This window comes from Streptococcus sp. ACS2, assembly GCF_000525585.1.
Lineage (GTDB): Bacteria > Bacillota > Bacilli > Lactobacillales > Streptococcaceae > Streptococcus.
In genome coordinates, this window is record NZ_JALT01000018.1 from 26,066 (window position 1) to 40,455 (window position 14,390).

General features: G+C 40.9%; 12 protein-coding genes. 8 read left to right on the forward strand and 4 right to left on the reverse strand.

Annotated elements, in window-relative coordinates; all coding sequences use genetic code 11:
• Positions 1 to 35 precede the first annotated feature (35 nt).
• The 4 genes from rnr (at position 36) to HMPREF1517_RS02835 (ending at position 4,898) form a co-directional block, all read left to right on the forward strand.
• The gene (gene rnr, locus HMPREF1517_RS02820) at positions 36 to 2,489 is read left to right on the forward strand and encodes a ribonuclease R (protein ID WP_037599245.1); all 2,454 of its coding nucleotides are present in this window, start codon (positions 36 to 38) and stop codon (positions 2,487 to 2,489) included.
• Positions 2,490 to 2,510: 21 nt separating this feature from the next.
• Positions 2,511 to 2,975: an SsrA-binding protein SmpB gene (gene smpB / locus HMPREF1517_RS02825; protein ID WP_002885905.1), complete on the forward strand. Its 465-nt coding sequence runs from the start codon at positions 2,511 to 2,513 to the stop codon at positions 2,973 to 2,975.
• 146 nt (positions 2,976 to 3,121) lie between these two features.
• Positions 3,122 to 4,528 (forward strand): Cof-type HAD-IIB family hydrolase, encoded by a 1,407-nt coding sequence (locus HMPREF1517_RS02830; protein WP_037599247.1) that lies wholly within the window; start codon positions 3,122 to 3,124, stop codon positions 4,526 to 4,528.
• A gap of 1 nt (position 4,529) precedes the next feature.
• Entirely contained in the window at positions 4,530 to 4,898 is a 369-nt protein-coding gene (locus HMPREF1517_RS02835; RefSeq protein WP_037599248.1) for a S1 RNA-binding domain-containing protein, read from the forward strand.
• 98 nt (positions 4,899 to 4,996) lie between these two features.
• Here HMPREF1517_RS02835 and HMPREF1517_RS02840 read toward each other — a convergent pair whose 3' ends face one another.
• Positions 4,997 to 6,079: a M24 family metallopeptidase gene (locus HMPREF1517_RS02840; RefSeq protein ID WP_037599249.1), complete on the reverse strand. Its 1,083-nt coding sequence runs from the start codon at positions 6,077 to 6,079 to the stop codon at positions 4,997 to 4,999.
• A 315-nt stretch (positions 6,080 to 6,394) separates the two neighbouring features.
• Between HMPREF1517_RS02840 and ccpA the strand changes: the two genes are divergently transcribed.
• The 3 genes from ccpA to HMPREF1517_RS02855 are packed head-to-tail and all read left to right on the forward strand — an operon-like array spanning position 6,395 to position 9,650.
• Positions 6,395 to 7,396 (forward strand): catabolite control protein A, encoded by a 1,002-nt coding sequence (ccpA, locus tag HMPREF1517_RS02845; protein ID WP_022496011.1) that lies wholly within the window; start codon positions 6,395 to 6,397, stop codon positions 7,394 to 7,396.
• Positions 7,397 to 7,454: 58 nt separating this feature from the next.
• Entirely contained in the window at positions 7,455 to 8,522 is a 1,068-nt protein-coding gene (locus HMPREF1517_RS02850) for an MmcQ/YjbR family DNA-binding protein (protein WP_037599250.1), read from the forward strand.
• Between the two features lie 12 nt (positions 8,523 to 8,534).
• The gene (locus HMPREF1517_RS02855) at positions 8,535 to 9,650 is read left to right on the forward strand and encodes a glycerate kinase (protein WP_037599251.1); all 1,116 of its coding nucleotides are present in this window, start codon (positions 8,535 to 8,537) and stop codon (positions 9,648 to 9,650) included.
• Between the two features lie 30 nt (positions 9,651 to 9,680).
• Here the strand turns inward: HMPREF1517_RS02855 and HMPREF1517_RS02860 are convergent, their stop codons facing one another.
• Positions 9,681 to 10,136, reverse strand: a complete 456-nt coding sequence (locus tag HMPREF1517_RS02860) for a YueI family protein (protein WP_037599253.1) — start codon at positions 10,134 to 10,136, stop codon at positions 9,681 to 9,683.
• A 205-nt stretch (positions 10,137 to 10,341) separates the two neighbouring features.
• Between HMPREF1517_RS02860 and eno the strand changes: the two genes are divergently transcribed.
• Positions 10,342 to 11,646: a surface-displayed alpha-enolase gene (eno, locus tag HMPREF1517_RS02865; RefSeq protein WP_037599254.1), complete on the forward strand. Its 1,305-nt coding sequence runs from the start codon at positions 10,342 to 10,344 to the stop codon at positions 11,644 to 11,646.
• Positions 11,647 to 11,798: 152 nt separating this feature from the next.
• Here eno and HMPREF1517_RS02870 read toward each other — a convergent pair whose 3' ends face one another.
• Positions 11,799 to 11,984, reverse strand: coding sequence for a hypothetical protein (locus tag HMPREF1517_RS02870; RefSeq protein ID WP_002890454.1), 186 nt, complete (start codon positions 11,982 to 11,984; stop codon positions 11,799 to 11,801).
• Positions 11,985 to 12,154: 170 nt separating this feature from the next.
• Positions 12,155 to 14,335 (reverse strand): LTA synthase family protein, encoded by a 2,181-nt coding sequence (locus HMPREF1517_RS02875; RefSeq protein WP_037599255.1) that lies wholly within the window; start codon positions 14,333 to 14,335, stop codon positions 12,155 to 12,157.
• Between the last annotated feature and the right edge of the window lie 55 nt (positions 14,336 to 14,390).

A 14,390-nucleotide genomic window follows, 5' to 3' on the forward strand; every position in this document is an offset into this window, starting at 1 on the left:
TGCGTTATAGTCAATAAATAAAAGAAAAGGAAATCATGAAAGAATCTATTATAAATTATTTGAAGGAGCATGGGAAATCCAGTGTAAACGACATTGCCCAGGCTCTTAATCATGCTGGGGGAGAAAAGTTTCCTCAGCTCATCAAGGCCATATCAGCCATGGAAAGTAAGGGGCAGTTGCGTTTTAATCGAGATGGCTCTGTTTCCTTGCGTCCTAAGAAAGAAAATCCAAATCAGGTGACTGTTGAAGGTGTTTTCCGTGCCAATAAGAACGGTTTTGGTTTCTTGCATGTCGATGACAGTGAAGATGATATGTTCATTGGTCGTAATGATGTTGGCCATGCCATTGATGGTGATACTGTTGCTGTTGTTATCAAGAAGCCAGCGGATCGTTTGCGTGGGACGGCAGCAGAAACACGAGTTGTTGAAATTGTAGAACGTTCGCTTAAGACTGTTGTAGGGAAATTTATCCTTAGCGACGAGAAAGAACCTTATGCTGGTTACATTAAGTCTAAAAATCAAAAAATTCAGCAGCCAATTTATATTAAGAAAGAACCAGTTGCCCTAGACGGTACTGAAATTATCAAGGTTGATATTGAAAAATACCCTAACCGTCACTATGATTATTTCGTAGGAAGTGTTCGTGACATTATTGGTCATCAAGGGGATGCTGGTATTGATGTCTTGGAAGTCTTAGAATCAATGGATATTGTTTCAGAGTTCCCAGAGGATGTCATGGCGGAAGCAGAAGCTGTACCAGATGCACCTAGTCAGGAAGACCTCCTTGGTCGTGTTGACCTTCGTCAAGAGGTAACCTTTACTATTGATGGAGCTGATGCTAAGGACTTGGATGATGCGGTCCATATTAAACGTTTGCCAAATGGTAATTTTGAGCTTGGTGTTCATATTGCCGATGTGTCCTACTATGTCACTGAAGGTTCAGCTCTTAACCGTGAGGCCGTTGCACGTGGGACTTCGGTTTATGTGACAGACCGTGTGGTGCCAATGTTGCCTGAGCGTCTTTCAAATGGTATTTGTTCACTAAATCCCAATGTTGATCGCTTGACTCAGTCAGCCATTATGGAGATTACTCCAAAAGGTAAGGTGGTTAATCATAAGATTTGCCAATCTGTGATTAATACAACCTTCCGTATGACCTACAGTGATGTCAATGAGATGTTGGCTGGAAATCCAGAAAAGATTGAGCAGTTTAAGCCAATCATGGACTCTGTATCAGCTATGGCAGAACTGCATAAGATTTTAGAAGACATGCGTGAGCGTCGTGGTGCCCTTAACTTTGATACATCTGAAGCTCGTATCTTGGTAAATGAGAAGGGGATGCCAGTGGATATCGTGGTGCGTGAACGTGGAACAGCCGAGCGAATGATTGAATCCTTCATGTTGGCTGCCAATGAATGTGTGGCAGAGCACTTCGCTAAGGCTAAGTTGCCATTTATTTATCGAATCCACGAGGAACCAAAAGCTGAGAAATTGCAACGCTTCATGGATTATGCCTCTATCTTTGGTGTTCAAATCAAAGGAACTGCCAATAAGATGGATCAACTAGACTTGCAAGAGTTCATGGCGCGAGTTCAAGGTAAACCCGGAGCAGAGGTCATGAACATGATGTTGCTTCGTTCAATGCAACAAGCCCGCTATTCAGAACACAACCATGGGCACTATGGACTTGCGGCTCAGTATTATACCCACTTTACTAGTCCAATCCGTCGTTACCCAGACCTCTTGGTTCACCGAATGATTCGTGAGTACACTAACAATATGTCTCAAGAAACACGTGAACATTTTGAAGAGGTTATTCCTGAGTTAGCGACATCATCTTCAACCCTTGAACGCCGTGCCATTGATGCCGAACGTGTCGTTGAAGCGATGAAAAAAGCGGAATACATGGAAGAATTTGTTGGTCAAGAATTCGACGGTATTGTCGGAAGTGTGGTTAAATTCGGTATGTTTGTGGAATTGCCAAACACCATCGAAGGTTTGGTTCACATCACGACCCTTCCAGAATTTTACAATTACAATGAACGCACCATGACACTTCAGGGTGAGAAAACTGGTAAGACTTTCCGAGTTGGTCAGCCTATCCGTGTCAAATTAACACGTGCGGATAAGGAAACCGGAGACATTGACTTCCAATATCTTCCAAGTGAGTATGACATCACTGAAAAAGTAGACCACAAGGCACGTCAGGAACGTGAAGAGAAAGCGAAAGCCTTCCGCAATAGAGGTCCACGTCGTGACCGTCAAAATGGAGACTTCGAACGTCGTGGTAAACGTGGGGATAACCGTAACCGTCAAGATGGTAATGGTCGTAAAGGCTCTTATGACGAAAAACGTAAGTCATCTAAGAAACCAGACAAACGTAAAAATCAAAACCGTCCCCATAATGATAACAAGGGACGTGAGAGTGGTCGTCGTAAGAAAAAAGGGAACAAACCTTTTTACAAGGACGTTGCTAAAAAACGAAAATAGGATGAGAATGGAGGGACTGCTATGCCAAAGGGTGAAGGCAATGTTGTTGCTCAGAATAAAAAGGCTAGACATGACTATAGTATCGTTGATACTATTGAAGCGGGTATCGTACTGACAGGAACAGAGATTAAGTCTGTTCGTGCGGCACGCATCCAACTTAAAGATGGCTATGCCCAAATCAAAAATGGTGAGGCCTGGTTAATCAATGTCCATATTGCTCCTTTTGAGCAAGGAAATATTTGGAATCAAGATCCAGACCGTACGAGAAAATTGTTGCTCAAGAAGAAACAAATCACCAAACTTCAAAATGATCTTAAGGGTACAGGAATGACCCTAGTTCCTCTTAAGGTCTACCTAAAAAACGGTTTTGCCAAGGTATTGCTCGGTATTGCCAAAGGGAAACACGATTACGATAAACGTGAGTCTATCAAGCGTCGTGAACAAGAGCGTGATATTAAACGTATTATCAAGAGTGTTAACCGTTAAACCGCCTATCATCTAAGACTACTATAGTCCTAGATGATTTTTTGTTTTTGGCTTTAAGACATGATATAATGAGAGTACCATGCGGTCTTTAGTTAGGATACTAGCTATACCTGACTCTAGCTGTGATACTGTAAAGGAGATTAGCGATGCCAGTAGATGCTAAAACAAAATACAAGGCCAAGAAGACTAAGATTGTTTTCTTTGACATTGACGACACCCTTCGTGTTAAAAAGACAGGCTATATTCCTGAATCTATTAAGGCTGTTTTCAAAGGGCTTAAAGAAAAAGGAATTTTGACGGGGATTGCCACAGGACGTGGCTACTATGGTGTCGTTGAGGACATTCGAGACCTAGAGCCCGATTATTTTGTAACCATCAATGGAACTTATGTGATTAATCGAAAAGGGGAAGAAATTTATAACCAACCCCTCGCTCGTGAGGTTACAGAAGCTTTTGTTGCTTGGTGCAAAGAGATTGGAATTGCTTGGGGTTTTGCTGGTAAGGATAAGCCAGTTGTCTCAGAGCGTTCAGATTTGATTGATAATGCTATGAAACCAGTCTATGGTCTTTGTGATGTGGAGCCAGACTTTCACTTGTCGAATGATGTTTACCATATGTGGACTTTTGCGGAAAATGATGGTGACCTTGAATTACCAGAAGAACTCGCATCCCATGTCCGTATGGTACCCTGGCACGAACACTCCTCTGACGTCGTAGCAAATGGTATCTCAAAGGCCTCTGGTGTCGAGCATGTCTTGGAGCATGAAAATCTTAAACCAGTCAATGCCATGATGTTTGGTGATGGTCCAAACGATATGGAAATCTTTGACTATGTTGGACTTAAGATTGCTATGGGTAATGCCACACCAGAATTGAAAGAAAAAGCAGATTACGTTACAGGAACAATAGAAGAAGATGGCATTTTCAATGCCTTGGAGGAACTCGGATTGGTAGAAAAAGAACTTCATTTCCCACAACTTGACTTGGATACAGTAGAAGGTCCAGTCGCAACAATTAAAACAAATCATGGTAATTTGGTTATTAAACTCTTCCCTGATCATGCACCATTAACCGTTACAAACTTTGTCAATTTGGCCAAGAGTGGCTACTATGATGGTGTGATTTTCCACAGAATTATCAAGGACTTTATGATTCAAGGTGGTGACCCAACTGGTACTGGTATGGGTGGTGAGTCAAGCTTTGGTGGTAGCTTCCAGGACGAATTTTCTGAAGAGCTCTATAACCTCCGTGGTGCGCTTTCTATGGCTAACGCTGGACCAGATACAAATGGTAGCCAATTCTTCATCGTTCAAACGTCTGAAATTCCTTATGCTAAAAAGGAACTCGAACGTGGTGGATGGCCAGCACCAATCGCAGAAGCTTATGCTGAAAATGGGGGAACACCTCACCTAGACCGTCGTCACACAGTCTTTGGTCAATTGGTGGATGAAGACTCTTACAAGGTGCTTGATGAAATTGCCAATGTTGAGGTTGGCGCCCAAGATAAGCCACTTGAGGATGTTGTAATTGAAACAGTTGAGGTAGCAGACTAAGATGAAAATTGGAGACAAGCTTAGGGGTGTTATCACAGGCATCAAGCCTTACGGTGCCTTTGTTTCATTGGAAAATGGTACCACAGGCTTGATTCACATCTCAGAGATTAAGACAGGTTATATCGACAATATCTACAATACCTTAAAGGTAGACCAGGAGGTCTTAGTTCAAGTTGTTGATTTTGATGAATTTACACAAAAGGCCAGTCTTTCTTTGAGAACCCTTGAGGAAGAAAAAAATAAAATCCCTCATCGTCATCGTTTTTCCGATAGTCGTTTGAACTATGGCTTTAAACCTTTGGCAGAAGCAATGCCAGAATGGATTGAAGAAGGACTTGACTATCTTAGACAAGAGAATGAGGAGAAATAGGAAAAGCTGACTCACGATGGGTCAGCTTTTTATATGGCTTTTGAATTTGAGTGCAAACGAAAAGGTCCTCAACTTAATTGAAGACCCTTCTGGATTAATTAAACATCAAAATAGAGCAATTCTTTTGGTGTGTGTGTGAAGACTTCAAAGCCGTCTTTTGTAACATAACCACAGTCCTCGATACGAACACCAACTTTTTCAGGAATGTAGATACCTGGTTCAACAGAGAAGCACATACCTTCTTCGATAACCAAGTCATTTCCTTCCATGATTGAAGGAAACTCATGCACATCCATTCCGATACCGTGTCCGAGGCGGTGGTTGAAGTATTCACCATAACCAGCTTTTTCAATGACGCTCCGGGCAGCACGGTCTACGTCATGTGCTGTTACACCTGGTTTAATCATATCTAGGGCAGCCTGTTGAGCTTCTAAAGTCAAGTGGTAGATTTCTTTTTTGAAATCATCGGGTTTTCCAACAGCGACTGTTCGCGTCATATCTGAAGCATAGCCATTCACCATACAGCCCAAGTCGAAGAGAAGAAGAGCATCTTTTTCAATTTTGTTGCTTCCAGGAATGCCGTGTGGGTTGGCTGCATTGTTACCAGTCAAGACCATAGTTTCAAAGCTCATTTCATAGCCCAAGCGTTTGATGCCAAAGTCGATTTTAGCAATGATGTCTGTTTCAGTAACGTCGAGAGAGATATTGTCGAAACCGATATTAACAGCTTTATCAGCATAATCACCGGCAACAATCATTTTTTGAATTTCATCAGCAGACTTGATAACGCGCATTTTTTGGATGAATGGTGTCAGGTTTTCAAAGCGACCTTCAAAGACCGTTTGCAATCCTTGGAACTTAGTCACATTGAGATTGTCAAACTCTGCATAAATAATAGGGCTGTCTGTACTTGCTAGACCAGCTTTGATTTTTTGCCATGGATTTTCAGAATCCACATAACCAAAGACTGGGAAGTCGAGTACAGTAGAGGCACGTGCAACCTCAAGAGCAGGCACAAAGAGGGCAGGCTCACGATTTTCGTAGACGAAGAGGAACATTTGGCGTTCATGTGGGTCACAATCAAAACCAGTAAGATAATTGACAGTTACAGGATCTGAAACAATAGCTAGCCCTGCTTTATTTTCATTCAAAAAATGACGAATGCGATCAAGTTTAGACATAGAAAAAAACTCCTTTGTATTTCTTACACTCATTCTGTCACTTTTATAAGGAAAATGCAAGCTGTTTTTTTTGGCTTTTCATTAAATCATTTACTTTCATTGAGACTTTTTTAGGATAGTTTTGTAAGCGATGGATAGTCTTGGAAACACGAAATGAGAGGTCTTTTTCTGAAATGGCTTTCTTCCTCATAACCACGAAGAAGGAATCCCTTTCATTTTTTTGTAAAAAATCAGTCAAAATAATTGAAAGTGTTTTCAGAATCTGATACAATTAGCGTGAAAGAGTGAGCGTAAAATGAGAAAGGAAGTGTTTTTATGAATACTGATGAAACAATCACTATTTATGACGTTGCGCGTGAGGCAGGCGTTTCGATGGCGACTGTGTCTCGTGTGGTAAATGGAAATAAAAATGTAAAAGAAAACACCCGAAAAAAAGTGCTTGAGGTCATTGATCGTTTGGATTATCGTCCAAATGCGGTTGCGCGTGGCTTGGCGAGTAAGAAAACCACTACTGTAGGAGTTGTTATTCCAAATATTGCTAATAGTTATTTTGCTACTTTAGCAAGGGGGATTGATGATATTGCAACGATGTACAAGTACAATATTGTACTTGCTTCTAGTGATGAAAATGACGATCACGAAGTTACCGTGATTAACTCTCTATTTGCCAAACAAGTAGATGGTATCATCTTCATGGGTTACCACTTGACGGAAAAAATTCGTGCAGAATTTTCTCGTACCCGTACTCCGATTGTCCTAGCAGGAACAGTGGACCTCGAACACCAATTACCGAGCGTTAACATCGACTATAAAGCTGCCGTTGAGGATTCTATTACACAGCTTGCTAAAAATAATGAAAAGGTTGCCTTTGTATCAGGACCACTAATTGATGATATTAATGGCAAGCTCCGTCTAGCTGGTTATAAGGCTGGACTTGAAAAGAATAATTTGCGTTACAATGAAGGTCTTGTCTTTGAAGCCAAATATAGCTATAAAGATGGCTTTGATTTAGCACAACGTGTTTTGAACTCTGGTGCCACTGCTGCCTATGTTGGAGAAGATGAATTGGCTGCAGGTCTCTTGAATGGCCTCTTTGCTGCAGGTAAATCAGTTCCAGAAGACTTCGAAATCATCACAAGCAATGACTCACCAATTACAAGCTACACACGTCCAAACCTTTCTAGTATTAATCATCCTCTCTATGATTTAGGGGCAGTTAGCATGCGTATGTTGACTAAAATCATGAATAAGGAAGAACTCGAAGAAAAAGATGTTATTCTTAATCACGGTCTTACCTTACGTCAGTCAACAAAATAAAAAAGGAGTTGGGACATAAGTTTGTCTCAACTTCTCTTTTTAGAAAAAGGGAGAACCAATGACTTTTGAGGATGCTTATTTTAAACAGAAGATCCTAAAACAGGATAGCCTAGAGCCTTTTGGTTTTACAACTACTGAGCAAGGCTATGAGTTCAGAAAAACACTGATAGCTGATGAACTTGAAGCTCGATTGCTTATTGATTTAGAAGGTAAGTTGACGGGACAGGTTGTTGATATCGATCTTGATGAGCCTTATGATATCTTCAGGAGTCCTCAGGCCACTGGAACTTACGTTGGTCAAGTCAGAGAAGCTTATGGAGAACTTCTCTCACAACTAGCTGATTCTTGTTATGAAAATCAATTGTTCTCATCTCCACAAGCTAATCGCCTAGCTCAGTTTTTAGTTCAAGAATTTTCAGACCAAGCAGACCATCCTTTCGAAAAGGAACCAAGCTATTTGTCCTTTAGGGTTGATGGTAAATGGTATGCCTTGTTTTTTCCTCTTAAGGGAGAAAAACTAGGGCTTGATGGAGAAAAAGCGGATTTAATTTATGATGTGGTTAACCTGAAGGTTAATCCAAAGCAAATGGATAAGCTCTTGAAAATGGATGGGGTTTTTCCTAGCTACCATATGTCCAAGAAGACCTGGATTAGTCTTGTTTTAGACGAGACATTGTCGGACCAAACCATTATTGAGCTTCTTAGTGACAGTCGCTCCCTAGTTGCCCCAAAACATCTTAGAAAGGCTTTTGAGACTCATTATTGGATTATCCCGGTAAATTTGAAATACTACGATATTGGAGAGGAGTTCTCCGCAAATGAGGAGATTCTTTGGACACAGAAAGCTAGTATGCAAAAGGGAGATTTGGTGGCTATCTATATTACGGCACCTACCAAGGCCATCCGTTACCTCTGTCAGGTTTTAGAAGCGAATATCCCGAATCAAGGTTATCGTGAAGAGGCGAGTATTAAGGAGTTGATGCGGATTAAACCCTTATACACCTTTAATGACACCGAATTTGACAGTGAAAGACTAAAGAGTTTAGGTATCAAAACTGTTCGAGGTCCAAGACATATGACAGATGAGTTAGTTCAGTCCTTATCCCCTTACCTAAAAGAAAAATAGAAGGAGGACATCATGCGAATTTTGATTGCACCTGATTCGTTTAAGGAAAGTTTGTCTGCAAAAGAGGTCGCCTTAGCTCTTAAATTGGGCTTTGAAAAGGCCTTACCCGACACTGAGTTTGACCTCATGCCAATAGGTGATGGTGGCGAGGGCACCTTAGATGCTCTTGCTGAAAATCTAAATCTTGAGAAGAAAAGTATCAAGATTCCTCATGCCTATACAAGTGACGGAAGTGTTTCTTTTGCCAGCAATGGCCAGACTGCCGTTTTTGAAATGGCTGCGATTTGTGGCTTGGAACAGATTCCTAAGGATAAACGAAATCCTCTAGCTCTAACGACACAAGGCGTGGGTGAAGTAATTGTTCATTTGGTTCAATCTGGCATCCGAGATTTTATCATAGGCGTAGGTGGGTCTGCTACCAATGATGGTGGTATTGGTATGGCATATGGATTGGGTTATCGTTTTTATGACTCTCAGGGACAGGAGCTTGAGCCAATAGGTGCTAATCTTGGTCTTATTAAAAAGGTATCCTCTAAAAATAAGATTGATTTGTCTGGTATTACTATTCATCTGATTACTGACGTAGATAACCCCTTGTGTGGTCAAGATGGAGCGACCTATATTTTTGGTGGACAAAAAGGCTTGTCTCCTTCACAATTTAAAAAAGTTGACCAAGATATGTCACAATTTTACACTGACTTTGCTCCAGAAGTTTTAAAACTGGCTGGTTCAGGGGCGGGAGGAGGTATGGCTGCAGGTCTGGTGGCCTTTGCAGATGCAGAAGTTAAATCAGGGATTGACTTTGTACTTGATTGTGTTGATTTTGACCAACGTGTGAAGTCTGCTGATTTGGTTATAGTAGGAGAAGGACGTATGGATAGCCAGTCCTTGTCTGGTAAGGCACCGGTCGGGGTAGCTAGGCGGACACCATCAGCTATTCCTGTCATTGCTATCTGCGGTAGTCTGAAAGATGACTTGCCTGATTTTCCGGTAGCAGGTATTTCAGCTGCCTTTCCCATTATTGGTCAAGTAGCAGACTTAGACCAAGTTTTAGCTGCTGCTAAGGAGAATCTCTATCGAACAGGACTCAATATTGGGAATCTCATCAAGCTCAGTAAAACATTGTGATATAAGAAAAAGCTGACGTTGCGTCAGCTTTTATTTTCCAAATAGTTTAGCGAAAAATCCCTTTTTTTCAGTGGCAGGTTCAGTTTCTTTAGGAGCAAGGATATCAGGATAGAGCTCTGAAAATAACACTTTATCAAGATTCTCTGCTTGATTACTATGTACAATAAGACCGTATGGTGAATGGGCCTTGGCCTCGTCCACGATAGTAGCTGAAATGTTGAGTGCTTGAGCCGCTTTGATATAGGTAAATTGTATCTGGTCAGCTAATTTTGGCGATAGCTTGAGACTAAGATTCGGGTAAACGGCTTGCAAGTCTTTTAAAATCTGCGGAAAATGGTCAATTACAGTTTTCTTTTCAGCATTTTCCAATAGAACAGCTAGGACTACACGTTCCGCATAGGTTCCAAAATACTGACGAAGTTCATCGGGATTAAGGCGTTTTTCGCCACTAGCGCATTGGAGTACTTTGTTTTCAAGTGAAGTCATAGGAATCTCCTGTAAGTTTTCTACTTGTATTATACAATATTTTGAATTCCTTTTCATTCGGGTCGTTTTCTGAGATTTTCAAAAACAATTGAAAATATTAAAAAATAGAAAATCGCTAGAAAATTCTGGTTTTAATTTGCTTAAGCCTTGATATTATGGTAATATATAGGTGTAAAAAATTTTAACTCATAAGGAGAGTATTGTAATGTCAATTATTACTGATGTTTACGCACGCGAAGTCCTTGACTCACGCGGTAACCCAACACTTGAAGTAGAAGTTTACACTGAATCTGGTGCATTCGGTCGCGGTATGGTTCCTTCAGGAGCTTCAACTGGTGAACACGAAGCAGTAGAACTTCGTGATGGTGACAAAGCTCGTTACGGTGGTCTTGGTACTCAAAAAGCAGTTGATAACGTAAACAACGTTATTGCTGAACACATCATCGGATTCGACATACGTGATCAACAAGGTATTGACCGCGCAATGATCGCTCTTGACGGTACTCCAAACAAAGGTAAACTTGGTGCCAACGCTATTCTTGGTGTGTCTATCGCTGTAGCACGCGCAGCTGCTGACTACCTTGAAGTTCCACTTTACAGCTACCTTGGCGGATTCAACACTAAAGTTCTTCCAACTCCAATGATGAACATCATCAACGGTGGTTCTCACTCAGACGCTCCAATCGCTTTCCAAGAATTCATGATCGTACCTGCTGGTGCACCAACATTCAAAGAAGCTCTTCGTTGGGGTGCTGAAATCTTCCACGCACTTAAGAAAATCCTTAAAGAACGTGGACTTGAAACAGCCGTAGGTGACGAAGGTGGTTTCGCACCTCGTTTCGACGGAACTGAAGATGGTGTTGAAACTATCATCAAAGCTATCGAAGCTGCTGGATATGTACCAGGTAAAGACGTATTTATCGGATTTGACTGTGCATCATCTGAATTCTACGATGCAGAACGTAAAGTTTACGACTACACTAAATTTGAAGGTGAAGGCGCTGCTGTTCGTACTGCTGCAGAACAAATCGACTACCTTGAAGAATTGGTTAACAAATACCCAATCATCACTATCGAAGATGGTATGGACGAAAACGACTGGGACGGTTGGAAAGCTCTTACTGAACGTCTTGGTGGTAAAGTTCAATTGGTTGGTGACGACTTCTTCGTAACTAACACAGCTTACCTTGAAAAAGGTATTGCAGAACACGCTGCTAACTCAATCCTTATCAAAGTTAACCAAATCGGTACTTTGACTGAAACTTTCGACGCTATCGAAATGGCGAAAGAAGCTGGATACACAGCAGTAGTATCACACCGTTCAGGTGAAACTGAAGATTCAACAATCGCTGATATCGCAGTTGCAACTAACGCTGGTCAAATCAAGACAGGTTCATTGTCACGTACTGACCGTATCGCTAAATACAACCAATTGCTTCGTATCGAAGACCAACTTGGTGAAGTTGCAGAATACCGTGGTTTGAAATCATTCTACAACTTGAAAAAATAATTCTATAGTCATATAGAATAAAAAGAGGTTCCTTAGGGAATCTCTTTTTTTGCTTGTTCTAAAGAACTTTTGACTAAGCTAGGCACCGTCTCTAAATGGGACTTCTAGACATAAAAAGCCCCCGCAATCCTATTGACTGCGGGGATTTCGTCTTAGAATAGACCTTTAATCTTGTCTAAAGCGCCACTGACCATTTCGTTGCCTGACACAAGAGATTTAGCTTGGTCGAAGTACTCGCCCAAATCATCTTTATTGTCATCGACAAACTTTTTAGCAGCTTCGAAATCTTTCTTTTCGATCATTTCTTTTACTTGGTTAAATAGGTCCATTGGATTCATATCTGTTCTCCTTTATAAGTTTTCTTACAAACTCTATTTAATCACGCTTATAGCAAACTAGCAAGAAATATGTTTGAGGCGAGTGCTATGAGGATTATGATTTTCTAGTTAAGTACGATTGATAATTGTTTAATCTAAAAAGGCAGTCCAAATAGGACTGCTTTTAAGGCTTATTGTTGTTCCGTTGAAGAGCTACTAGACTCTGATTCACTTGAACTTGAGCTTGATTCAGATTCTGCAGGATGTAGTTCCTTGTAAGATGGGGTCTTGAATAGATCAGCTGTCGATTTATTGCCTTTTTGTTTGTAGAGGCTGGTTGATTTATCTTTCAGCTTTTTATTGATTTCTTTTAGTTGATCCATCTGTTTAGTGTAGGAAATCTTGCTAGAATCAACATGCTTCAAACCGTTTGGCGTATAGAAACGAAGAAGGTCACCTGTTTGAACAGCGTCACTCATCGAAAGCTGAGTTGCTACTGCCTTACGAATGGCTTCGTTATCTTTTTTAGTTGTCTCATCAGGGTTGGTAATTTCTTCCCCTGTTTGAGTGTTATAAAGTCGACCAGAGTAGCTGGTGTATTGAGGAGTAACATATTGACCTGAGGTTCTAAATGCGACGGTTTGCTTATTATCAGGAGATAGGAGGTCTTGTCCCATCTGGATATAAGAGCTAGTGTCAACGCCAAGAACGTGAAGGAGAGTTGGAAGGGCATCAACCTCACCACCAAAGGTGTTAGAGATACCACCACCAGTATAGCCTGGAATATGAATCATGTAAGGAACACGTTGAAGCATGGCTTTATCATAGTTTGACCAAGTTTCAGGGTTCTTACCGAGAAGTTCAGCGAGATTGCTGCTTCGTGTATCAGAGATACCATAGTGGTCACCGTACATGACAATAATCGAGTTATCGTAAAGACCGGTTTCCTTGAGGTAATCAAAAAAGTCTTTGATTGCTGAGTCAAGATAGTTAGCTGTTGCAAAATATCCGTTGACTGTCTCGTCTTTTGTTTCGGCAAGTGGGAAACCTTGTTCCTTTTCATCGCCTGAGAGAGAAGTATATGGGTAGTGGTTAGATACTGTAAGGTATTTAACGTAGAAAGGTTGTTGCATTTGTTCCAGATACTTGATGGAATCTGGGAACATGTACTTGTCATTTAGACCATACTGGAAGGAGTTTTCATCAGTTTTTTCAGTGAAGGCTGATGAGTCAAAGAAGTAGTTATACCCCCATTGTTTATAGGTATTGTTACGATTCCAGAAGGATCCAGTGTTTCCGTGGAAAACAGCTGACGTATAGTCACCTGTTTGAGCTAGGATAGATGGCGCAGCATAGGCTGTATTGGTACCACCATAGTTTACCATGTATGACCCTGTACTTAGTCCAAAGAGAGACGTTTCCATCAAGGTTTCAGCATCAGAAGTTTTCCCTGATTTTACTTGGTGGAAGAAGTTTGAAAAGGCTAGAGTTTCGTTTGAGTGGTAAATGGAATTGATGAATGGTGTAACCTCATAGTCTTGACCGTCTACTTTGAGCTTGTAATCAATGAGGAACTGTTGGAAGCTTTCCAGGTGAATAACGATGACGTTTCTTCCTTTAGCAATTCCGTAATACTTAGGATCAGGTGCTGCATAGTGCTCTTTAACGTAAGCTTCAACCTTTTTCATATCCTCAGCTGTTGCAGACGAACGAGCCTGTGAGGCCTGATAAGTTAAGTTACCAGAATAGGCTGTGAAGAAGGGAATCCCCATAGCACGAACAATATAGTTATTTGAGAAACCACGTGTCAACAACTCGCCACGGTTAACTTCCGCTAAGAAGAGGTTAACTGAGAGAAGGAGTGTCGACAGTGCAGTAACGGCAAAACTAGCTCGTTTGTTAAATGGCTTGCTGTCCATCTTAAGCTTCTTCCTGAAACCAGCATAGATGAAGAAAGGTACATCAATCAGGTAGAAGAGATAGCTTGGCTCAAGAAGGTTCTTGGCGGAGTCTCCTAGTCCTGCTGCCGAACTAGAACTTGCTAGGATGGTATTTACAGTGATGAAGTCTGTAAACTCTCCAAAGTAAATCACATTAGCGATAAGTAAGAGGTTAAGGATGACATAGATAGCAATGGTAATACTATAAAAGAAACGTCGTTTCTTGAAGTATAGTCCTAAACCTAGAAGCATTAATCCTAGTGGAATAGGGTTAATCAGCGAAAGCATAACCTGATATCTGCTTTCCAACTCAAGATTAATGTTGACGTAATAAGCGAATATGGTTTTTAGCCAGTAAAAGAAGAGTAACAAGAGGATAAATCCAAGTCTTGATGAAACTCCTTTCCAAAAGGCTTCAGTAATTTTTTTCAAAGTAATACTTCCTTTGATTCTATATTATCTTAATCATTATACCAAATATGATAAT

What these genes read in the sequence shown, in the direction of transcription:
- smpB (WP_002885905.1), top strand. Translation starts at nt 2,511, where the DNA reads ATGCCAAAGGGTGAAGGCAATGTTGTTGCTCAGAATAAAAAGGCTAGA.
- HMPREF1517_RS02870 (WP_002890454.1), bottom strand. Translation starts at nt 11,984, where the DNA reads ATGAATCCAATGGACCTATTTAACCAAGTAAAAGAAATGATCGAAAAG.
- HMPREF1517_RS02830 (WP_037599247.1), top strand. Translation starts at nt 3,122, where the DNA reads ATGCCAGTAGATGCTAAAACAAAATACAAGGCCAAGAAGACTAAGATT.
- HMPREF1517_RS02855 (WP_037599251.1), top strand. Translation starts at nt 8,535, where the DNA reads ATGCGAATTTTGATTGCACCTGATTCGTTTAAGGAAAGTTTGTCTGCA.
- eno (WP_037599254.1), top strand. Translation starts at nt 10,342, where the DNA reads ATGTCAATTATTACTGATGTTTACGCACGCGAAGTCCTTGACTCACGC.
- HMPREF1517_RS02850 (WP_037599250.1), top strand. Translation starts at nt 7,455, where the DNA reads ATGACTTTTGAGGATGCTTATTTTAAACAGAAGATCCTAAAACAGGAT.
- HMPREF1517_RS02835 (WP_037599248.1), top strand. Translation starts at nt 4,530, where the DNA reads ATGAAAATTGGAGACAAGCTTAGGGGTGTTATCACAGGCATCAAGCCT.
- HMPREF1517_RS02860 (WP_037599253.1), bottom strand. Translation starts at nt 10,136, where the DNA reads ATGACTTCACTTGAAAACAAAGTACTCCAATGCGCTAGTGGCGAAAAA.
- rnr (WP_037599245.1), top strand. Translation starts at nt 36, where the DNA reads ATGAAAGAATCTATTATAAATTATTTGAAGGAGCATGGGAAATCCAGT.
- HMPREF1517_RS02840 (WP_037599249.1), bottom strand. Translation starts at nt 6,079, where the DNA reads ATGTCTAAACTTGATCGCATTCGTCATTTTTTGAATGAAAATAAAGCA.
- ccpA (WP_022496011.1), top strand. Translation starts at nt 6,395, where the DNA reads ATGAATACTGATGAAACAATCACTATTTATGACGTTGCGCGTGAGGCA.